This is a genomic window from Bacillus sp. 2D03 (assembly GCF_003946765.1).
Lineage (GTDB): Bacteria > Bacillota > Bacilli > Bacillales > Bacillaceae_G > Bacillus_A > Bacillus_A cereus.
Map to the genome: position 1 here is coordinate 309,204 of NZ_RPSJ01000001.1, position 21,366 is coordinate 330,569.

The following is a 21,366-nucleotide window of genomic DNA, read 5'->3' on the forward strand; positions in this document are numbered from 1 at the left end:
ATGAGAGGAAATATATAATACTACATAAGTCGTATTAAAAAACAAGACACAGTATATACTGTGTCTTGTTTTTTATATTGTTACATACCGATCCAAATGTAAATGTTGCATATCTTTTGTATGTATAACAACATCAAATGCACTCCCTACTCCTCCATTCAAAATCATAGAACGAACAGCTCGATTTTGTTTTTGCGTTTCAGAAAAAGGATTCGTATCTTGATGGCTCGTAAGCTGTTCTAATATCCCTGCAGCTAACAAGAACTCAGATTGTTTCTTATGCCATACTGCATTCATTCCTTGCATACTAAACATCTCCTTTAGCTCGTCCCAATGAATATGAGTAGTAAGATCCATTTCACCTGGATGCGCTAGTGGGTTACGTATTAGCTTATGCTGATAATACCCTCGCAAACTTCCTTCACGGTGTGCTGGATGCATCCATTCTTCTTTTGTGTATCCGTAATCAACTGTAATACATATACCTTTTTGAAACCATTTCGCAATTTCTTTTATATACTCCTCCATCACAATTGGTACTTCAAAACGTTGCCCTTCAGCAATATGAATATTATATTTCAATAAATAGCGACCAATTCTTTTATCTAACGGCCTACATACTTCTGAAAGGCTTCCTTCCTCTGTATATGTAATACGTACTTCATACAACATACCATTTCTTTTCTCAATTATTTCAACAGGAAATGCATCAAACAACTCATTCGAAAAAAGAATTCCCTCGAAAGAATCTCCCATTTCACTATAGGAGGTATAGTACGATACATTAGAAAATGAGCCAAGGTGCTCCTGCTGTAATTTTCTATGAAAGGGGCTCACTTCAATCATTGAATAGTTTAAATCAATAAAGGTTTTTGGAGATAATTGCTTCCATTCTTGTAAAACATCATAGGCAAACTTCCCTGTTCCTCCGCCAATTTCACAAATATTCGGAGCAACTTCACCATTTTCAACAAGACGAATAAAAAGTTTAGCAAAAGTTTTTGCAAACACAGAGGATACGTTGCTACTTGTAAAAAAATCCCCTTGTCTTCCAATCTTTTCACGTTCTTTCATATAATATCCATGACCTTCTGTATACAATACAAGGTTCATATACGTACTATATGAAATTGAATAATCCTTTTCTTTCCCCATCCATTCTCTTAAAATGAGCTCCATTCCCATAATGACTCCTTATTGTAAAAACGGATTATTTTCTTTTTCAAAGCCAATGCTTGTTTCTGGACCATGTCCACATAAAACCGCTGTTTCATCTGGTAATACAAATAATTTCTCTTCAATACTTCCAATTAATTCAGCGAAACTTCCACCAGGTAAATCTGTTCTTCCAATGCTCATTTGGAACAATACATCTCCTGAGAATACAGCATTCGCCTCTTTACTATAATAAGAAATACTTCCTGGAGAATGTCCTGGTGTCTCAAAAATTTCAAAATTAAATGATCCAATTGTTAATGTACCTTCTGCATCAATAATATGATCCGCTGGTTTTGCTGTAATACTGCGGTTCATCATAAAAATTTGAGAGCCGTTTACAGTTGCATCTCCTAACCAATCTGCTTCTTCTTTATGTACGTACACAGGAATATGAAAAGTGTCTCTTACCGCATCAACAGCACCGATATGATCAAAGTGAGCATGTGTTAATAAAACAGCTAATGGTTTTAATTGTTCTTCTTGTACATATGTAACGAGCTTTTCACCTTCATGACCAGGGTCAAAGATAATGCACTCTTTTTGATCGTTCATTAAAATATAAGCATTTGTTTGTAATGGGCCTAACGGCATTTGTATCCATTTCATATGAAAATCTCCTCCAGTTATTAAACTTACTTTTAATGATACAACATTTCTTTCTCTGAAGAAAAGAAAGGATGCTATCTCGACAATCATTTTTAAAACATGTACAATATAAAAGAGTAAATATTCCAAAAACTCATAATAAGAAATGGGTAGACAGAGGAGGATATTGTATGGGCCTTGTTATTATTTTTACACTTGTCACTCTGTTAGCTGTATTTGCTACGCTTAGAACACTTCGTGAAAAAAACTTTTTCGCGAGCGGCTTTGCAATTGCAACTGTACTCGTTTTCGGATGGTTTACGATCATGACTGTTCTATATAACGGGTATCCACCAGCAGCTTAATTCGTTTACACTTTATTCTTCATCGAGATTTCACACAAAAAAGAGGAAGGGTTCCCCCCTTCCTCTTTTCATATTTCACAACTTATATCATCTTCGCTTCGTATTTGTGCTTTTTTACAAGCCAAGCTCCTCCGATAACACCTGCATCATTACCAAGTGTTGCAATAGCTAACTTCGTGCTCTTTACAGCACGTGAGAAAGCATATTGCTCGAAATAGCGTTGAATTGGTTCTAATAGCGCATCTCCAGCTTTAGACACGCCTCCACCAATAACAATTTTCTCTGGGTTCAATGTACTAGAAAGGTTTGCTACAGCTAATCCTAAATAAGAAGCTACTTTTTCTACTACTTCACCTGCTAATTCATCACCTTGTCCAAGTGCTTCAAAGACATCTTTTGATGTAATACGTCCTTCTTCAGCTAACATAGAACGCAACATGCTCTCTTTATTAGTCTCTTGTATTTTTTGCATAGCAACACGTACAATACCTGTCGCAGATGCTACTGTTTCTAAGCAACCAGACTTTCCGCAATTACATGGGAAAGCATTTTCTGTAACGACTGTAATATGTCCAATCTCACCAGCAGCACCACTCACGCCGTGTACAATCTCACCATTGGCGATTACACCACCACCAACGCCCGTACCAAGTGTCATACAGATTAAATCTTTTGCACCTTCACCAGCACCTTTCCACATTTCACCAAGCGCTGCTAAGTTTGCATCATTATCAATAACAACAGGTAATCCTGTTTCTACTTCTAATAAATCTTTTAGCGGATAGTTTTTCCACCCTAAATTAACCGCTTCATAAATCATTCCAGACGCCACATGTACAGGACCAGGAGCTCCCATACCAATACCAATTAACTTGCTCTTCAATTCGCCTAATTCTTCTAGCTTTTTATCAATTGCTTTCGCAACATCAAGTGTAATATGTTTTCCTTGCTCACCTGTATTCGTAGGGATTTCCCACTTATGTAAAATTTCACCGTATACATTAATAAATGCTAATTTAATCGTTGTACCACCAAGGTCAACACCAACTAACCATTTCTCTTCCATGTTGCTTACCTACCTTTATCTAATTCTTATTTAGCTCTTTTTGAATTTCTTGCTTCAATAAAAATAAAGCTGTTTGATAGTCTTGTGGATCGATTAGCTGTGATTGATTTAATTCACGCAATTCATCTTGCATTAATTGTAAATCTGCAATTCGATCTCCCGTATAAATAATCGTACCAAATTTCTTTAGCAATTGCTGAATATCATAAATGGATACCATTTCATCACCCTCTATGCTCACTTACTATAAAAAATTATAATAAGAAAACGTTCACATATTTTATTATAATCAAGAAGAAAAAGTCTCGTCAATTTTTATTTGTCTATACAAGCTTATTTGTAAGCATTGTTCCTTTTTCTGTAATAATTTTTTCTATGTTTTTATCAAATGGCTCTACCGGAATGTGTTTTACCATTTGAAAATCATACGCTAATGATAGCGTTTTCCCTTTATAATGCACGAGATAACGATCATAATAGCCACCGCCGTACCCAATTCGCTCTCCTCGTTCTGTATAAGCTACGCCTGGGACAATTTGAAGATCAATTTCATCCATATTCACTTCTTCCGTAAGCCCGGGAATCGGTTCACGTAAATTCATATACACCGTTTCTAATTGATCAAAATTATTAATTTGCCGGAAAGACATCGTTCTTGTTCCTTTATTACACTTAGGAACTACAACTTTCTTTCCTTCTTCCCAAGCTTTTTCGATAATAGGATATGTATTCACTTCATTTTCCATTGAAAGAGTAATTCCAATTGTTTTAGCTTCAACCCACTCTTTTTGCGCATACAACGAAAATGCAATCTGTTCTGATAAAGTTGTATACTGTTCTTCTGATAAAGAATTCATGTGTTCTATTATTTGTTTACGCAAACGTACTTTCTCTGCTTTCACACACTCTCCCCCTTACAGTGACACTTTACTCTATGCTGATAGTGTATCACTTTTAACATAGGAATCGAATAAAAAAAGAAACAGTAGGAAAATATTCCTACTGCTTACTTTGTTTCACGGTGTAACGTAGACTTCTTGTCACGCTTGCAATACTTTTTAAGCTCGATACGCTCAGCGTTGTTACGTTTATTTTTCTTTGAGATATAGTTACGATCTCCGCATTCTGTACATGCTAGAGTAATATTCACACGCATTCTTATTTCCCTCCAGTACTAATAACTTAAATCAGACTATACTATAATACCACTTTTAAAATAAAAATTCTACACCTTTTGATATTGTCTAATTTTTTCTATAAGATTTTTCATGTTTTCCCTTGCTATTACTGGGTTTCTAGCATGTGAATACACCAAAAATTTTGGTTGTTTTGTGTCAGAAACGATATAAGACCACTCTTTTTCAGTATATTTGAACTGTACTCCTTCAAATATACCTTCTCCCTTCCTTTCTATATCATCCAATAATTTCCTCATAATTTCCCCTTTTTCATTCCATGAACATACCACTTCATCATAAAGTAAATAGAGCGGAGGTGATTGCTCCACTATGCTGAGAAACGTTTTTCCTTGCAATGCTATTAGCTCAAATAATTTTCCAATCCGATATAAAATATCTCGCTTCCACCTTACTTGAAACGACTTTCTTTCATCCTGCGTATAAAATAGAAGATAACATTCCCCTAACTTCAAAGACATTGGGTAAATATTTCCTGTCGATTCGAGTAAGAAATCTGGAATATCTACCTCTTCCAAATCTGTACCTTGGTAAATATTACTATGTTTATCGTATAACTCGAAATGATTTCCTTGCTCAGAAAACATAAGAGCCATATTCGCTTTACTTGATTTCATCAAAGCTTTCACATGATCTTTTTGTTCGCTTGCATAAATCCATGTAACTGTACAACCAAGTCTTTGCAGAAAGAGCATGAGTAAATGTTGCAACGTATCATTTCTCTTATTAATAAGAAGATGAAACTTCTGCATCTGTATTTTCTCGATATCAATATGCTCCAATATAACTTCTATATACTCATTCATAGAAACATGAGCGAGCTTATTACGCCCCATTTCTTTCTCATGCACGTAATAAAACAATTCGGACATATATACTTGTTCTATCTCTTTTTGCTGCTTATACGTTAACGGCATGCCAGCTTGACCGTATAACTTTATAACAATCTCATTCTCATTCTCCACTTGAATGAAAACACCACCTGCACATTGCAAATGATGAACACTATATTGAAAAAGTGACTCGTTCATTTCTTTACATTCCATCGTATGAATCCCTATACCATGAATAGCATGTAAAAATAAATTTTTATAAGAGGTTGTTTCTATATTTTCTTGACTTCCAATTAATATACTTTCTCCTTTTGTAAAAAGAGAACCATACGCCATCGCAATCTTTACGATAAACTGAGGAGTAATTTCAACATTCCCTCTTCCTACAATGCGGCTTTTTTGTAACCACCCTGCACTCATTTCACTCTCTTGAATACCAGCCGCTCCTACTATCGAATGACTATCAATCGCCTTATAAGGCCATACTTTTCCTTTTTGCTTAATTACCGTACTTCTCCCGATATGACAGTGATCCGCTACAACGCTTTTTTGAAACAGTGTAACATCATCTTCAACTATTGTACGCTCTCCTATTGTCGTTTCTAATAGTTCACAATACTTCCCAATGTGGGCATTCGCAAAAACAATACTTTTTTGAAGATGAGAATAACTTGAAACGATACTATTTTTCCCAATAATAGAATATGGCTCAATTACAGCTCCTGTACCAATCTTTACTCCTTCTCCAATAAAAGAGGGGCCATGAATTTTCGTCCCTTTACCAATCGTCACCCCTTCTCCCATCCATACCATCGGTAATACTTCCGTATAAGGAATAGGTACTTGTAACTTTTTCGTTAACAAATCAAATTGTGCTTGTCGATATTGATTAAATGTGCCGATATCTAACCAATAACCTTCTGACAAATATGCGAATAATACATTTTTGTTTGCCAATAACGGAAACACATCATGACTGAAATCAAAAAATTGTCTAGGCGGTATGTAAGAAAAGATTTCTGGCTCCATAATATATATGCCTGTATTCACAACATTAGATACTACCTCATTCCAGCCCGGCTTTTCTATATATCGTGTAACCTCCTGGTCTTTATTCATTACAACCAATCCAAATGAGAGTGGATTTTCTACTTCTTTCACAAACATTGTTACCATTCTTTTCTTTTGTTCATGAAACCTAATTCCTTCTGATAATTGAAAGTCAGTTAATGCATCCCCGCTTATCACAACAAATGTTTCATCTAAAAATTGTTCTGCTTGTTTAATACTCCCTGCTGTGCCAAGCGGAGGAGAGTCTTCAAAATAATACAAGTTAACTCCCCATTTACTACCGTCACCAAAATATTGCTTAATGGTCGTACTCATATATTGAACAGTAATTGCAATTTCACGAATACCATGCTGACGTAATAACTCAATATTATATTCTAAAACTGGTTTTTCTAATAATGGTAACATCGGCTTTGGAGTATTACATGTTAATGGTCTAAGGCGTCTTCCTTTTCCTCCAGCTAAAATAACCCCCTTCATATACTTCAGCCTCCACTTATATAATGTTCAGTAACTCCATATACCATATGTATATTCCCTATCCCACATGAACTAGCAGCATAAACTTGATTAGTTAAACAAATCCTCATTTAGAAGACCATATAATTAAATTTCTCACCTATAAAAACGTACATTTCAAACAACAGGAAAGCGCTTACTATTAATTGTTAAATAATACTTATTAACGACCAACATATATACTAATTTTTCCATTACATTATGATACATCTTATCATCATAAACTAAAGGAAACAACGAGCTTTTTTTGTCATGTTTTGACTAAAAAAAGCAGGTGATTTCCCATCACCTACTTTAATTCCTACTCATTCAATAAATAATGCTTTCCTTTTACTAAATAAAAGACATTTTCAGCAATATTTGTAATATGATCTGCTACACGCTCAATATATCTCGCGACAAATGATAATTGTGTAATTTGCGTAATTGCTTCTGGTTGTTCCGGAACCGAAGATATAAACTCACGAATTGCTTTTCCATATATTTCATCAACGGAATCATCCATTTCAGCAATTTGTTTCGCAAAAGTTAAATTTTCTTGTTCATATGCTTCTAACGCTAAATGCAACATCTCATTTGCAACCGCAAACATTTCATCCAGGTTGTGCAAACTAACAGCCACTTCTTTTTCCCCAAGACGAATTGTAGCCTTTGCAATATTAACAGCATGATCTGCAATACGCTCTAAATCTGTCGCTGTTTTAATTGAAATAAAAATCCTTCTTAAGTCACTTGCTACAGGTTGCTGCTTCGTAATGAGCATAAGCGCAAGATCGTTTATTTCCTCTTCTAAATTATCCATGCGGTAATCACCATCAATGACCTCTAACGCTTTCTCTACATCCCTTGTATGCAGACCTTCCATAGCAATCAATAAAGCCGCATTTGCTAATTCTCCAAGCTCGATCACCTTTTGCTGTAACGCTTTTAAATCACCTTGAAACTGTTCTCTTACCATTTTTCTTCCCCCTCAATATTATGTGCCATTATATAAAAGTGAAACTTTAATCAACCCTCATCAATCGGGCTTTTATGCTTGTAATAAACCTTAAGATAAGGAGAAGTATTACTTCTCTATTAACAGTAAGATAAAATAAGAAATGCCCTCTGTTAAGAGGGCATTTGCTCTTAGCTTTGAAACGATATCAACCAAATCGACCTGTAATATAATCTTCTGTACGCTTATCTGAAGGAGTCGTAAATAATTTGTTTGTATCTGTATACTCCACAACTTCCCCGCTTAAGAAGAAAGCTGTTTTGTCTGAAATACGCGCTGCTTGTTGCATATTATGCGTTACGATAACAATACTAAAATCTTTCTTTAGCTCTTGAATTAATTCTTCTACTTTTAATGTTGAAATTGGATCTAATGCCGATGTTGGCTCATCCATTAAAATAACGTCTGGCTCAATAGCTAAGCAGCGCGCGATGCATAGACGCTGTTGCTGTCCACCAGATAAACCGTATGCATTATCGTGCAAACGATCTTTTAACTCATCCCAAATCGCTGCTCCACGTAAACTTTTTTCAACAATTTCATCTAATGTCTTTTTGTCACGAATACCATGGATTTTTGGACCGTATGCTACATTCTCATAAATAGATTTTGGAAATGGATTTGGCTTTTGGAACACCATTCCTACATGTGTTCTTAATTCTTCAACTGGATATGATTTATCAAATATATTGCGTTCTCTATACTCAATTACACCTGTAGTTCGAACGATCGGTACTAACTCTACCATGCGATTTAATGTTTTTAAATAAGTTGATTTACCACAGCCACTTGGACCGATAATGGCTGTAACTTCATTCTCATGAATACTTAAATTAATATCTTTTAAAGCATGGTCTTCCCCATACCATAAATTTAAGTTTTTCGTATCAAATACTACCTTCTTTGGCGCAGTCTCGATTTTCTCTTCGTTTTTCACCTGTACATTTACTACTGTTGCTACCATTTGAATTCCCCTTTCATCCACTTCCAACTTATTTTCGATTTCGTAACCATAAAACAAATATATTAATAAATAGCAACAAACCTAACAAAACAATCATCCCAGCTGCTGCTACATACTGAAATTCTTCTTGTGGCCTACTCATCCAATTAAAAATTTGAATTGGTAGAACTGTAAATCTATCAAACATACTAAATGGAACATAATTTGCAAACGCAAGTGCCCCAATAACTAATAGTGGTGCAGCTTCTCCAATTGCTTTTGATATCGCTAACGTACAGCCCGTTATAATCCCTGGGAAAGCATATGGCAATACAATTTGATACATCGTTTGCCACTTCGTAGCACCTAATCCGTAAGAACCCTCTAATAATACACTTGGTACTGATCGAATTGCTTCTTGACTCGCCACAACAACTGTTGGTAAAACGAGTAAACTCATCGTCAGTGCTGCTGCAACTATACTCTCTCCTAAATGAAGAGCATATACAAAAATAGTTAAACCAAGCAATCCAAATACAACGGATGGTACTCCTGCTAACGTTTGATTATTAATCTCTATTATTTTTTTAAATAGAGATTCCTTCGCATATTGCTCTAAATAAAGCGCTGTTCCAACTCCAAATATAAAAGAAACAGGTATAACAATACTCATAAATAATATTGTCCCTGACAAAGCTGCAGCAATACCAGCTTCTTTCGGATTACGTGAAGCGAAATTTGTAAAGAAATTTATTGAAAGATAACTTATACCTTTTTCAACAATTTGAAAAAGTAACAAAAACAAAATTACCATTGAAAATAAAATTGCTATATAAAATAACAATTTGTAAATTCGATCTTTTAAAAAGCGTGATGCCATGTTTTTTTGTATTTTTTTATGATTCAACATTCGCATATTATGTCATCCTCCTAAAACGGCGCATAATAGACTGCGAAATGATGTTCATAATAAAAGTAAACAAAAATAACGTTGCACCTACAGCATACATGCTGTAATACGTAATCGTTCCATGCGGAGCATCACCTAAACTTACTTGCACAATATAGGCTGTTAACGTTTGAATAGAATGTGTTGGATCAAGCGATACATTCGGTGTGGATCCTGCTGCAATTACAACAATCATCGTTTCACCAATTGCACGAGAAGCCGCTAATATAATCGCTGCCATAATCCCTGTAAAAGCGGACGGAAACACCACTTGTTTTACCATTTCAAACCGCGTCGCTCCGAGTGCTAATGAAGCTTCTTTCGTCTCTTTCGCCACAGCTCTCATCGCGTCTTCAGATAGAGATGCAACTGTAGGCATCATCATAAATCCGATAACGATTCCTGGACTAATCGCATTAAAAAACTGTAAATCTGGTATAAGCCTTTGTAAAAGCGGCGTAACAATTGTTAATGCAAAAAAACCATATACAATTGTCGGGATACCTGCTAATAGCTCTAACATCGGCTTTAATATTTTCCGTGCACCATTTGAAGCATATTCGCTTAAAAATACGGCACACGCTAAACCGATAGGAATTGCTACAAACATAGCAATTGCTGTTACAAGGAACGTTCCACATATAAGTGGTAATATACCGAATTTAGGATCTTCAAAAAATGGTAACCATTCTTTCTCCGTCAAAAAGGAGTATAATGATATTTTTTGAAAAAACATGATTGTTTCATTAGAGAGCGTAAAAATAATTCCAAGTGTCGTCACAATAGAAACGCTAGCAATTATTTTTAGTAATAAAGGCACTATTCGATTGATTCGCTGCGTTTTTTTTCTTTGCTTTATATTTCTTTCAATCAAATGTTGTACAGAAAATGTAATTTGACTTTTGTCATTATGAGCCAAAGATGAAAACCCCTTTCCACCCCGACATTACCTTTTTATTTCTGTTAACATACGTAGCTGTTCATTGTATTTTTCTTTTCGTAATTTTACATACCCGACCTCTTCAGCGAGGTTACCGACATGCTGAATCATAAACTCAACATAGTTTGCTACATTCATTTTATTTCGGATAGATGCATTATTCACATAAGCAAGTAGCGGCCTAGATAACGGCTTATACTTACCTGATTGAATGGTCTCTTTCGTCGGAAATACACCATTTACTTTTATTGCTTTCACCTTATCTCGATTAGCCATATAATAAGCATATCCTACAAAAGCAATGGCATGTTTATCATTCATTACCCCTTGCATAATAACTTGATCATCTTCAGACAAAGAGACTTTTTTTACAATGCGATGATTTTGTAAGATGACATTTTGAAAATAATCATACGTACCAGAGTCTACGCCTGGTGCATAAAACTTCACTTGTTCACGTGGCCATGTTGAATGAATTTGTGACCATCGCTTCTCTCTTCCATCTTCACTCCAAAGTAGTCGTAACTCGTCTACTGACATATCGTCTATCCATGTATTATGGCGATTCACAACAATCGTAAGACCGTCGTTAGCAACCTCAAATGGTGTGAACTGAATAGAGTTTTTCTTCATTTCATTTTTCTCGACTTGTTTCATTACTCTCGAAGCATTATTTATATCTACTTCTCCTTTACTGAAACGATTAAATCCTCCCCCAGTTCCAGAAATACTGATGGAAATTTTCACGTCTGGATGCACCTTTGTATATTCCTCCGCTACTGCTTCTATAATAGGAAAAACCGTTGAGGATCCATCAACTCTCACTTCTCCCGTATCATTTAAAGCAAATGCAGTAGACATTTCAAAACAGAGGAACCATATTGATAATACGAAAATCTTAATCGGTGTACGCATCCATTTCACGTGTTCTTCCTCCTAGAAGTAACCGGAAATAACAGGATTACAGATATAAGAATACTGCTAAACTATTAATTCGGTTTTAATTGTTTGTAAAAGTTTTGTAAAGTTCCACAAAAATCAACATACGATACAATTTTAATTCAGTAGTAGCTATTCATTTCCTCTGATGATTTCCCTATAAAACAGTTATCCCCTATCCCATCATATACAAGTATCATTTATACGGCTGCGTTTTTTTTAATGTTGTATACTTGTCCACATTTATTACACGATATGCATAAACCATAAAAAAAAGCACACTATCTTTTCATATAGTGTGCTTTTTTACAACTTTTTTATTCATCATCTTGATCTTTATTTTTATTGTCTTTATCATCTTTTGGAGCTTCACCATTTACTTCTTTGTTTTTCAAATCAAAGTAAGCATCCATAATTTCACGACCAATATATCCATTAATACCAGTCTTATCATCATGTACCCATGGAACGACAACAGAGAATGCTACTTCTGGATCTTCAAGTGGCGCATAACCTACTAATGTTAAGTTATATGTTTCCACACGTTCACCTTTTGCATTTCTACCAATCTCTTTATCTCCACCATACACAGTTTGAGCTGTACCAGTTTTCCCAGCAGCTTTATATTTTGCACCTGTAAAGTACTTTGTAGCTGTACCACCTGAATCATTATACACTTGTCTAAATCCTTCTTGAACACGTTTAATTTGCGATTCCGGCATATCAATACGATTTAATACTTTCGGTTCCATAGATTGAACAACTTTCCCAACTTCATCTGGTTTCACTGCCGGTTGACGAATTTCTTTTACAACTTGTGGTTGCATACGATATCCACCATTGGCAATCGTCGAAATATATTGCGCTAATTGAAGCGGTGTATACGTATCATACTGTCCAATTGATAAATCTAGTAAGAAACCTGGTTGACTACTCTTACCCATCTGACCAGCAGATTCATTCGGTAAATCAATTCCTGTTTTTACACCAAGTCCAAACTGTCCGAAATAATAACGCATCGTATCAAATGCTTTTTGAGGTATATCTAACGTACCACCTCTCACATATGGAACACCGGCGATATTCATCGCTGTTTTAAACATATAAACGTTAGAAGACATTTTTAAAGCTGTAAGGTCATTAATGTATCCCATCGTTTTCCAAGACGACTTCGTAGGTGTACCTTTTAATTTAATTGGTTCATCCAATTGTACTGCCCCTGGTTGAATCGCACCAGTTTGATATCCAGTAAGTACTGTTGCACCTTTTACAGTTGATCCCATCGGATAAGAACTTGTCATGGTACCTAATGCAAAGTCATTTACTTTCGTTTGGCCATCTTCGTTAACTAATTGTTTCCCCGCCATAGATAAAACTTCACCATTTTTTGGGTTCATCATTACAACAAATGCGCGATCTAAAAGAGGTTCGCTTCCTTTAAACCTCATTAAATTCTTCGCAAGAATATCTTCCACGCGCTTTTGTAATTCCATATCAATTGTTAAGTTCAGGTCATTACCACTTTGTCCTTTTGATACATTAATCGTTTCTAAAATATTACCGTTTTTATCTGTAACATTTCTAACTTCTGCTTTCGTACCGTGCAGGCTATCTTCATACTGTTGTTCAAGATAACTTTTTCCTACTCGGTCATTTCGATTATAATCACGAACAAGATAGTAATCTAGTCTTTCTCTCGGTAAGCCTTCATCAGATGTCGACACCCCACCAAGTACACTTCGGAATAAATCATCGTACGTATATTTTCGCTCCCAATCAACATTCGTATCTACACCTGGTAATGCTGCTAGGTTTTCACTAATAATCGAATATTCCTTTTCTGTAGCATCCTTTTTAATAACTTGAGGTGTCATTGCATATCCGCCGTCCATCTTACTCTTAATCGCGAGTATTTCTAGATCTTTTGCGGATAATTGATTAATCTCTTCTTCTGTTACACGACTTCGCTGACGCTCGTCTAATTCTTTATCATCAATTTTTTTATCTTTAAACTCTTGACGATCTTTATTCGTAATTTTTTCTTTAGCTTCCTCTTTATGCATAGCAAGCCAATAATCTTTTTTATCACGATCTGTTAATTTATCTGTCGGTACTTCAATCAAATCTGCTAGCTTTTTCGCTGTTTCTAAGCGATCTTCTGCAGTTGATCCTTTCATTTTTGTAAATGTAATAGTACGAACGGCTGCATTATCTACTACAGGTCGCCCATAACGGTCAAATATTTTCCCACGCGGTACAGGATTACTTATCGTTGAGTTTTCTTTCTTCTCCACTTCATTCTTATATTCTTCACCGCGAACAATTTGTACATATCCGAGCCTTACAATAACCGCGGAGAACATTAAAAACACGCAGAAAAACAACACGTTTAATCGAAAAGGAACGTGGGTCTTTTTCTTATTTTGCTTCTGCTTCTTGCTCATACAAACCCCCTCTACCAACAGCTATGTAATGTGAAAGGGACACCTTCATACAGGTGTCCTCACTGCTGTCTTACATCTTTTTCTATTCTAGCATAAAACAAACGAGAAGTTAACCTTCTGGTTCAGTTTGGTTTTGCGCGTTCCCTTGCGTTACAACACTTGTTTTACTCGCATTTCCCTCATCATATTTGACATTTTTAACTGCAAAATAAATAAGAAAATGTCCAGCACCTAAAATACATAATAAGTAAGGTAAACTTTTTTCAGGTGGAAAGAATAGTACAGCACATAAAAAACTTAAAATGGAACAGATTCTTCCGGCGTTTAACCACAGCTCCCGAACAACGACATATTCCACACGCCATTCTCTCGCATTTTTTGCTCTACCAATTACGTCATATGTCATTGATCCGTACGGAACAAGTAAAATAGGATATGCAATTGCAATACATGCCGCATAAATAAGTAATTTCGTGTATGTAACATTGAAAATAACTAAAAAGACGACAGCATATAAAATAATGCCTCCAAGTAAAATTGCTTTTTTTCGCCACTCCTTCTTTAACATACGAGCAACTAAGTAATAACATACAAAGGATACAGCAGAGTTCACTAAACTGTATTTCCCTAATGCGAACTCACTATTAGTTGCTAAATAAACATATACTGAAATGACAAAAATAAACGTTCCTTCTCTCAATCCTTGGAAAAAATGAGCTCGTGTAATCTTTCCCCAATTTTTATCAATCCGTCGTTCTTTCAATACTTGCACGATTTCATAACGCCCTTCACATTCTCTTTTAGATAAAAAGAAGCTTAAGACGACAGCAATTGCAAATAGAACTAATGAAAGAAAGAATATAACAGTATAACCACTCCATTTCTCCATACGTGAAATTGTGTATCCTGCTGCTATTGGTCCGATCATTCCAGAGAAGGATGTAAGAAGTCCAAGAAACCCATTAAAGAAATCTCTTGTTTCTGGTTCCGTAATTTCAAATGTCAATAAGTTAAAAGCCAACCAGTAAAAACCGTATCCTACTCCTAAAAGAGCCCCCATTAATAAAATATACTGAGAAGCACTTTTTCCTGCTACTAAGACAACGATAAAAAAAATTGCGAGCGTTCCTACCCCTATTCGTAATAAAATCGAGCGATCGATACGTTTCGCTAATTTCCCCCCTACAAGAAATGTGAGAGGCTGTAATACCACGCTGGCTAAATTATACAAGCCAAGATTCACATAATTTTGTGTTTGTTTCCATAAATAAATATTTACAAACGTATTCGATAAAGAAATTGCGAGCGTGTATAAACCTCCTATAAGGAGCAATAACACTAAATCCCGATTCACTTCAACGTCACCAATTATATGTTTCCATTTCATACACAACTCTCCTTTACTTCATGTTCTAGTCTTCCAAAGACAAGCCCAATTATGTAAAAGGAAAGCATAGAAAAAAGCTAGGGGCTCTCCCCTAGCTTTTTCTATATTTATTACGATTATTTTGCTTCTTGGTAACGTTTTTCAGCAGCGTTCCAATCTACAACGTTCCAGAATGCACCGATGTAGTCTGGACGACGGTTTTGGTAGTTTAAGTAGTAAGCATGCTCCCAAACATCTAAACCGATAACTGGCGTTTTACCTTCAGTTAAAGGAGAATCTTGGTTTGGAGTGCTTGTTACTTCTAACTCACCATTGTTTACTACTAACCAAGCCCAACCAGAACCGAAGCGAGTTGCGCCAGCTTTTGCGAATTCTTCTTTGAATGCATCGAAGCTACCGAATTTTGCTTCAATTGCAGTTGCAAGTTCACCTACAGGTTGTCCTCCGCCGTTTGGAGATAGGATTGTCCAGAAGAATGTATGGTTAGCATGTCCGCCACCATTGTTACGTACTGCTGTACGGATTGCTTCTGGTACTTCGTTTAAGTTTGCAACTAATTCTTCTACGCTTTTGTCAGCTAATTCTGCATGACCTTCTAAAGCAGCGTTTAAGTTTGTAATGTACGTGTTGTGATGTTTTGTATGATGGATGTTCATTGTTTCTTTGTCAAAGTGAGGCTCTAAAGCATCATACGCATAAGGTAAATTTGGTAATTCGTGTTTTGCCATTGTTATATTCCTCCCAGTTTATGTATTGCCACTTAAGTGACATACAACTTCATTCTACCCTAATTGCCATAGGGTGCAAACAAATAAATCACATTGTCTTGCTATCATTAAAGTAGCAAAATTCCCACTTCTTTTCAATTAAAATGCTCATATATTCCGTAAAAAAAGCTTCCTTCTACAAGGAAGCTTCCTGCTAACATAATAAACATGCGAAATGGATATGGACCCTGTAGGACTCGAACCTACGACCGGACGGTTATGAGCCGTCTGCTCTAACCAGCTGAGCTAAGGGTCCACAATTATGTATGTAACAACATATCAAATAAAGGAATTCCTATCGGATATGCCCTTTAAGAAAGGTAAGATAAATTTACCATATAGAAAAGAAAAGTGTCAATTGTATTTTTCTTATTTAAAAGAAGAAAGTTAATAAAAAGAAATTTAGTTATCTCCACTATATGTAAATATAATATATCTTGAGATTCTCTAGATTACTACGTTACAATGATTTTATACATACATAAAGGAAGTGAATCTATGTCCATATTTACCCAATTCGTAAAAAGCATATACTCGCCTAAAGATATGGCGCTATTCCGTTTTCAAAAAATCGGTAAAACCATTTTGTATATTATGCTACTTTGCTTAATTACTACTATTCCAAGAACTTTTTTGTACGGTAGTTTTATCCAAGATGGTGTAAGCATGGTAAATCAAGTCATCGATAAAGATTTACCTGATTTTAAAATTGAAAATGGCGAACTAAAAGCCGATATTGATCAACCTATTGAAAAAGAAGAAGGAAATGCACTTTTCGTATTTGATCCAAATTCAACAGACCTAGAAAAATATCAAAATAAAACAGGTTTATTTGTTTTAAAAGATAAAGTAGTCTCTATGGGAAATGGTCAAACACAAACGTATTCTTATAACGATTTGTTAGGTGCATCTCTTGAGAAAAAAGATCTACAAGAATTTATTTCTTTATTCGATAATATTTATCCGATTTTATTATTTGTTATTGGATTCTTAGTGTACCTATTCCAATTATTCATCACTTTTGTAGGCGTGACTTTACTTGCGTTCATCGGTTCTGCTATGAGCGGTCAACGTAAACTATCCTATAAACAAGTTTGGACACTAACTGCATACAGCTACACAATCCCAACAATCTTCTTTATGATTATGGATGCATGTAAGATTGTCGTACCTGGATCAACATTCATCTATATCGCAGTTGTTTTAATTGTTCTGTACTTAACGATTAAAGAAGTTCCAAAACCGAAAGAAAAATAAGAACGAAAAAAATGCCTAAATAGGCATTTTTTTTTTTGGACAAGCATATATTCCTAGCAAAGGAGTGAAGAATATGAAGAGATTAGGTATATTCCTATTCGTGCTTGTTCTCGGTTATATATTTTATTACGATATAAAAATCGGTACTTTACCGATGTTAAGTTCATATAAAAAAACAACTGCTGCTCAAACGATTAAAAAAGAAAACACAGACAGTCAACAAAATAAAGAGAACAAAACAGAAAAAGAAACGGATGTATCTTATAAAACAATTGAAGTAAAAACTGGTGAGACAGTTCTTTCTATTACAGAACAAATTAACAAGAAAAAAATTCCTTCCATAGAAAAAGTCATTGACGACTTTAAACAATTAAACAAAAGTACATCTGCTACAAAAATACAAATTGGAAAGTCTTATAAATTCCCCTTATATCAATAAGCTATCACTTAATCCTTGTCAATTACATAAAGGCGCTGATACAATAGTAAAAGTGAAACCGAGTACTTCGGTTTCTATAGCCCTATATCACGTATACTATCATTGATATGAGGGACTAAATAAGAAACTTCTTTTATAAGGAGAGCGATCTATTCGTGAATGAAATGACTCATCGTACAAAAACACGTCCAGTTAAAGTCGGTAATTTAACAATCGGCGGTAATAATGAATTAATTATACAAAGTATGACAACAACAAAAACACATGATGTTGAAGCAACAGTTGCTGAAATTAAGCGTTTAGAAGAAGCCGGCTGTCAAGTCGTCCGCGTTGCCGTTCCAGATGAACGCGCAGCAGATGCTATTGCTGATATAAAAAAACAAATCAACATTCCACTTGTTGCTGATATTCATTTTGATTATCGCCTTGCTTTAAAAGCAATTGAAGGTGGCATTGATAAAGTACGTATCAATCCAGGTAACATTGGTCGTCGCCATAAAGTAGAAGCTGTTGTAAATGCAGCAAAAGAGCGCGGTATTCCAATCCGTATTGGTGTAAACGCTGGTTCATTAGAGCGTCACATTTTAGAAAAGTACGGGTACCCAACTGCAGATGGTATGGTTGAGAGTGCGCTACATCATATTAAAATTTTAGAGGACTTAGATTTCCACGATATTATCGTATCTATGAAAGCCTCTGATGTTAACTTAGCAATTGAAGCATACGAGAAAGCTGCTCGTGCTTTTGATTATCCATTACATTTAGGTATTACAGAGTCCGGAACATTGTTTGCCGGAACTGTAAAAAGTGCTGCTGGTCTTGGAGCAATCTTAAATAAAGGTATCGGAAATACATTACGTATTTCATTAAGTGCTGATCCAGTTGAAGAAGTAAAAGTTGCTCGTGAACTATTAAAATCATTCGGTCTTGCGTCTAACGCAGCAACACTTATCTCTTGTCCAACTTGTGGTCGTATTGAAATCGATTTAATTAGCATCGCTAACGAAGTGGAAGAATACATCTCTACACTTCAAGTACCAATTAAAGTTGCAGTACTTGGTTGCGCTGTAAATGGCCCTGGTGAAGCTCGTGAAGCTGATATCGGTATTGCCGGTGCACGTGGAGAGGGATTATTATTCCGTAAAGGGCAAGTCGTTCGTAAAGTACCAGAAGAAACAATGGTAGAAGAACTGAAAAAAGAGATCGACGTAATTGCTGCTGAAATGGCTGCTGAGCGAGAAAAAGAAAAAGAGACACAAGAACAATAAAAAGAAGGTTGCCACAATATTTGTGAGCAACCTTCTTTTCTACGTAAAAAAGCTCGTCAGTTATATAACCGACGAGCTTTTACTTTGCACATTTTGGACAACGACCATATATTTCAAACTTATGACCCGTTACTTCATAACCGGTAAAATCTTTATTCATAAAATCCATTGGGCAGGAAGTAATCTCTTTCGTTCCCCCACAATCCAAACAAATAAAATGATGATGATGTTCCATAATAGAACAAGTAAAACGAAAATGTTTTTCACCATTTAATTCCGTTTGTTCTAAAACACCAATCTCAGCAAAAACTGTTAAGTTACGATAAATCGTATCAAAACTAAGTCCTGGATAATCGTCCTTCATATGCTCTAAAACGTCTTTCGCAGTTAAATAACGATTATGCGCTGCAAATAATCTGAGCATCTCTTCTCTTTTTCCAGTATGTTTGTATCCTTTTTCTTTCATTAGGCGTAAAGCTTCTGTTAGATTCATACCTATCCCTACTTTATGCAGTTTTTTTCTTCTTCCATAAAATCGCACCGATTAAAATAAGAACTGCTATCATAACAATTGTACCACCTGGCGCTAGATCAAGTTGATACGAAGCAAACATTCCACCAATTACTGCAATTTCACCGAATAAAATGGAAAAGAAAATTGTTTGTTTAAATCCTTTAGCAATACGAATACTTGCTGCAACTGGTAACGTCATTAATGATGATACAAGAAGAACCCCCACTACACGCATTGATACTGCAATGACAAGAGCAACTAATATAATGAAAATAAAGTGAATCCATTTCGCTCTTAAACCAGTTGATACTGCGTATTCCTCATCGAATGATAATAGAAACAGCTCTTTATATAATAAAATAATTGTCGCAACAACAACAATTGCTACAATCCCAATAATAATTAAATCTGTACTTGTTACAGCACTGACACTACCAAATAAATAACTAAATAAGTCTGTGTTAAATCCATTTGCAAGTGAAATGAAAATAACTCCAACCCCCATCCCTGCCGAAAGGATAATTGGAATTGCTAATTCTTGATAGTGCTTATATACAGTTCGTAACTTTTCGATTAGTAGCGCTCCACCAATCGAGAAAATCATCCCCATATATAAGGGGTTTAAAAACCCACCTGTAAAAATGGTTTTTTCAAGTAATAAACTTGCTGCAATACCCGATAACGTCACGTGACTTAATGCATCCGCAATAAGAGATAAACGACGAATAACAACAAACACACCAATTAGCGGTGCAACAAGTCCAATTAAAATACCTGCGTATAAAGAATTACGTAAAAAGTCATATTGTAAAAAATCTTGTATCATTATATCCTCCCGTGATGCTCATGTTCGTGTTCTAAACGATGAACATGATGTCCATATAAGACGGACATTTCTGCATCTTCTAACTCTCGGAACTTCTCTACATTTCCATGGAAATGTAGATGTTGGTTTAGGCATGCAACATGTGTTACTTTTTCAGTAACAGCTCCCATATCATGAGTAACAAGAATTAATGTGATCCCGAGCCTTTTGTTTAAATCCTCTAATATTTCGTAAAAACTTTCCACATTTTTTACATCGATTCCAACAGTAGGCTCGTCCAAAATAAGCAATTCAGGATCACTAACGAGCGCACGAGCAATAAATACACGCTGTTGCTGTCCACCAGAAAGCTCTCCAATGTTACGACCTTGAAACTCACTCATCCCTACATCAGCAATTGCTTTTTCTACCTTTTTCTTATCCTCTTTTGTGAAAAAGCGAAAAAGCCCTTTTTTCGAAACAAGTCCCATTGACACAACTTCAGAAACAGTTGCTGGAAAACCAGAATTGAAACTATTTGCCTTTTGGGATACATAACCAACTTTGTTCCATTCCTTAAACTTCTTACTATCAACGCCAAACACGCGAATGCTTCCTTCTTTTGGCTTTAAAACACCTAATAAACACTTAAGTAGAGTTGATTTACCTGAACCATTCGGTCCCACTAAACCTAAAAAAGCTCCCTTCGGAACTTGCAAATTAATATTTTCTAACACATTCCGATCTTCGTATCGGAATGTTAAACCTTCAATTTCTAATATATTATTCATAGCATCTCACCTATTTTAATTCAGAATGATTCCGATTTATATCTATTTGAATTATAGTACAGCTTATTATAGT

Annotated in this window: 22 protein-coding genes and 1 tRNA gene; 4 read left to right on the forward strand and 19 right to left on the reverse strand. The window is 35.4% G+C overall.

Annotated features, from left to right (window positions below):
• Window positions 1-72 precede the first annotated feature (72 nt).
• Complete coding sequence (locus EBQ15_RS01875) at window positions 73-1,185, reverse strand: class I SAM-dependent methyltransferase (protein ID WP_000525141.1); 1,113 nt, start codon at window positions 1,183-1,185, stop codon at window positions 73-75.
• Window positions 1,186-1,194: 9 nt separating this feature from the next.
• Window positions 1,195-1,824, reverse strand: coding sequence for an MBL fold metallo-hydrolase (locus EBQ15_RS01880; RefSeq protein ID WP_000871238.1), 630 nt, complete (start codon window positions 1,822-1,824; stop codon window positions 1,195-1,197).
• A gap of 170 nt (window positions 1,825-1,994) precedes the next feature.
• Here EBQ15_RS01880 and EBQ15_RS01885 point away from each other — a divergent pair, with 170 nt between their 5' ends.
• Window positions 1,995-2,168, forward strand: a complete 174-nt coding sequence (locus EBQ15_RS01885; protein ID WP_000524852.1) for a DUF2759 domain-containing protein — start codon at window positions 1,995-1,997, stop codon at window positions 2,166-2,168.
• A gap of 82 nt (window positions 2,169-2,250) precedes the next feature.
• Here the strand turns inward: EBQ15_RS01885 and glcK are convergent, their stop codons facing one another.
• From glcK to EBQ15_RS01955, 14 genes are all read right to left on the reverse strand, one after another.
• Window positions 2,251-3,234 carry a glucokinase gene (gene glcK / locus EBQ15_RS01890; protein ID WP_000391701.1) on the reverse strand — a complete coding sequence of 328 codons (984 nt, stop codon included), beginning with the start codon at window positions 3,232-3,234 and terminating at the stop codon, window positions 2,251-2,253.
• A 19-nt stretch (window positions 3,235-3,253) separates the two neighbouring features.
• Window positions 3,254-3,454 carry a YqgQ family protein gene (locus tag EBQ15_RS01895; RefSeq protein WP_000253699.1) on the reverse strand — a complete coding sequence of 67 codons (201 nt, stop codon included), beginning with the start codon at window positions 3,452-3,454 and terminating at the stop codon, window positions 3,254-3,256.
• Window positions 3,455-3,557: 103 nt separating this feature from the next.
• On the reverse strand, window positions 3,558-4,136 hold the full coding sequence (locus EBQ15_RS01900; protein ID WP_000642752.1) for a 5-formyltetrahydrofolate cyclo-ligase: 579 nt from the start codon (window positions 4,134-4,136) through the stop codon (window positions 3,558-3,560).
• Window positions 4,137-4,240: 104 nt separating this feature from the next.
• Entirely contained in the window at window positions 4,241-4,390 is a 150-nt protein-coding gene (rpmG, locus tag EBQ15_RS01905) for a 50S ribosomal protein L33 (RefSeq protein WP_001265616.1), read from the reverse strand.
• A gap of 69 nt (window positions 4,391-4,459) precedes the next feature.
• Entirely contained in the window at window positions 4,460-6,814 is a 2,355-nt protein-coding gene (locus EBQ15_RS01910) for a sugar phosphate nucleotidyltransferase (RefSeq protein WP_000679341.1), read from the reverse strand.
• Between the two features lie 340 nt (window positions 6,815-7,154).
• Window positions 7,155-7,811 carry a phosphate signaling complex protein PhoU gene (gene phoU / locus EBQ15_RS01915; RefSeq protein WP_000251240.1) on the reverse strand — a complete coding sequence of 219 codons (657 nt, stop codon included), beginning with the start codon at window positions 7,809-7,811 and terminating at the stop codon, window positions 7,155-7,157.
• A gap of 187 nt (window positions 7,812-7,998) precedes the next feature.
• A complete protein-coding gene (gene pstB, locus EBQ15_RS01920; RefSeq protein ID WP_000226681.1) occupies window positions 7,999-8,814 on the reverse strand; it encodes a phosphate ABC transporter ATP-binding protein in 816 nt (271 codons plus the stop codon).
• 28 nt (window positions 8,815-8,842) lie between these two features.
• Window positions 8,843-9,709 (reverse strand): phosphate ABC transporter permease PstA, encoded by an 867-nt coding sequence (gene pstA, locus EBQ15_RS01925; protein ID WP_001242563.1) that lies wholly within the window; start codon window positions 9,707-9,709, stop codon window positions 8,843-8,845.
• Window position 9,710: 1 nt separating this feature from the next.
• A complete protein-coding gene (gene pstC / locus EBQ15_RS01930) occupies window positions 9,711-10,661 on the reverse strand; it encodes a phosphate ABC transporter permease subunit PstC (RefSeq protein ID WP_000940892.1) in 951 nt (316 codons plus the stop codon).
• A 27-nt stretch (window positions 10,662-10,688) separates the two neighbouring features.
• On the reverse strand, window positions 10,689-11,606 hold the full coding sequence (locus EBQ15_RS01935) for a PstS family phosphate ABC transporter substrate-binding protein (RefSeq protein ID WP_000871821.1): 918 nt from the start codon (window positions 11,604-11,606) through the stop codon (window positions 10,689-10,691).
• Window positions 11,607-11,938: 332 nt separating this feature from the next.
• Window positions 11,939-14,065, reverse strand: a complete 2,127-nt coding sequence (locus tag EBQ15_RS01940) for a peptidoglycan D,D-transpeptidase FtsI family protein (RefSeq protein WP_000038989.1) — start codon at window positions 14,063-14,065, stop codon at window positions 11,939-11,941.
• 109 nt (window positions 14,066-14,174) lie between these two features.
• Window positions 14,175-15,452, reverse strand: a complete 1,278-nt coding sequence (locus EBQ15_RS01945; RefSeq protein ID WP_000871386.1) for an MFS transporter — start codon at window positions 15,450-15,452, stop codon at window positions 14,175-14,177.
• Between the two features lie 116 nt (window positions 15,453-15,568).
• Complete coding sequence (gene sodA, locus EBQ15_RS01950) at window positions 15,569-16,180, reverse strand: superoxide dismutase [Mn] (RefSeq protein WP_001052031.1); 612 nt, start codon at window positions 16,178-16,180, stop codon at window positions 15,569-15,571.
• Between the two features lie 221 nt (window positions 16,181-16,401).
• A tRNA-Ile gene (locus EBQ15_RS01955) sits at window positions 16,402-16,475 on the reverse strand.
• A 242-nt stretch (window positions 16,476-16,717) separates the two neighbouring features.
• Here EBQ15_RS01955 and yqgB point away from each other — a divergent pair.
• The 3 genes from yqgB (at window position 16,718) to ispG (ending at window position 19,183) form a co-directional block, all read left to right on the forward strand.
• Window positions 16,718-17,476 carry a protein YqgB gene (yqgB, locus tag EBQ15_RS01960; protein ID WP_000021900.1) on the forward strand — a complete coding sequence of 253 codons (759 nt, stop codon included), beginning with the start codon at window positions 16,718-16,720 and terminating at the stop codon, window positions 17,474-17,476.
• A gap of 73 nt (window positions 17,477-17,549) precedes the next feature.
• Window positions 17,550-17,915 (forward strand): protein YqfZ, encoded by a 366-nt coding sequence (gene yqfZ / locus EBQ15_RS01965; protein ID WP_000825416.1) that lies wholly within the window; start codon window positions 17,550-17,552, stop codon window positions 17,913-17,915.
• Window positions 17,916-18,079: 164 nt separating this feature from the next.
• Window positions 18,080-19,183, forward strand: coding sequence for a flavodoxin-dependent (E)-4-hydroxy-3-methylbut-2-enyl-diphosphate synthase (ispG, locus tag EBQ15_RS01970; protein ID WP_153577907.1), 1,104 nt, complete (start codon window positions 18,080-18,082; stop codon window positions 19,181-19,183).
• A 79-nt stretch (window positions 19,184-19,262) separates the two neighbouring features.
• On the opposite strand, the gene EBQ15_RS01975 is transcribed toward ispG, so the two are convergent.
• From EBQ15_RS01975 to EBQ15_RS01985, 3 genes are read right to left on the reverse strand one after another with little or no spacing between them, the layout of a single operon-like run.
• A complete protein-coding gene (locus EBQ15_RS01975) occupies window positions 19,263-19,676 on the reverse strand; it encodes a Fur family transcriptional regulator (RefSeq protein ID WP_001054516.1) in 414 nt (137 codons plus the stop codon).
• A gap of 13 nt (window positions 19,677-19,689) precedes the next feature.
• Window positions 19,690-20,523: a metal ABC transporter permease gene (locus EBQ15_RS01980; protein ID WP_000613815.1), complete on the reverse strand. Its 834-nt coding sequence runs from the start codon at window positions 20,521-20,523 to the stop codon at window positions 19,690-19,692.
• On the reverse strand, window positions 20,523-21,293 hold the full coding sequence (locus EBQ15_RS01985) for a metal ABC transporter ATP-binding protein (protein WP_001059662.1): 771 nt from the start codon (window positions 21,291-21,293) through the stop codon (window positions 20,523-20,525). Before EBQ15_RS01985 ends, EBQ15_RS01980 begins: the two co-directional genes overlap by 1 nt.
• Between the last annotated feature and the right edge of the window lie 73 nt (window positions 21,294-21,366).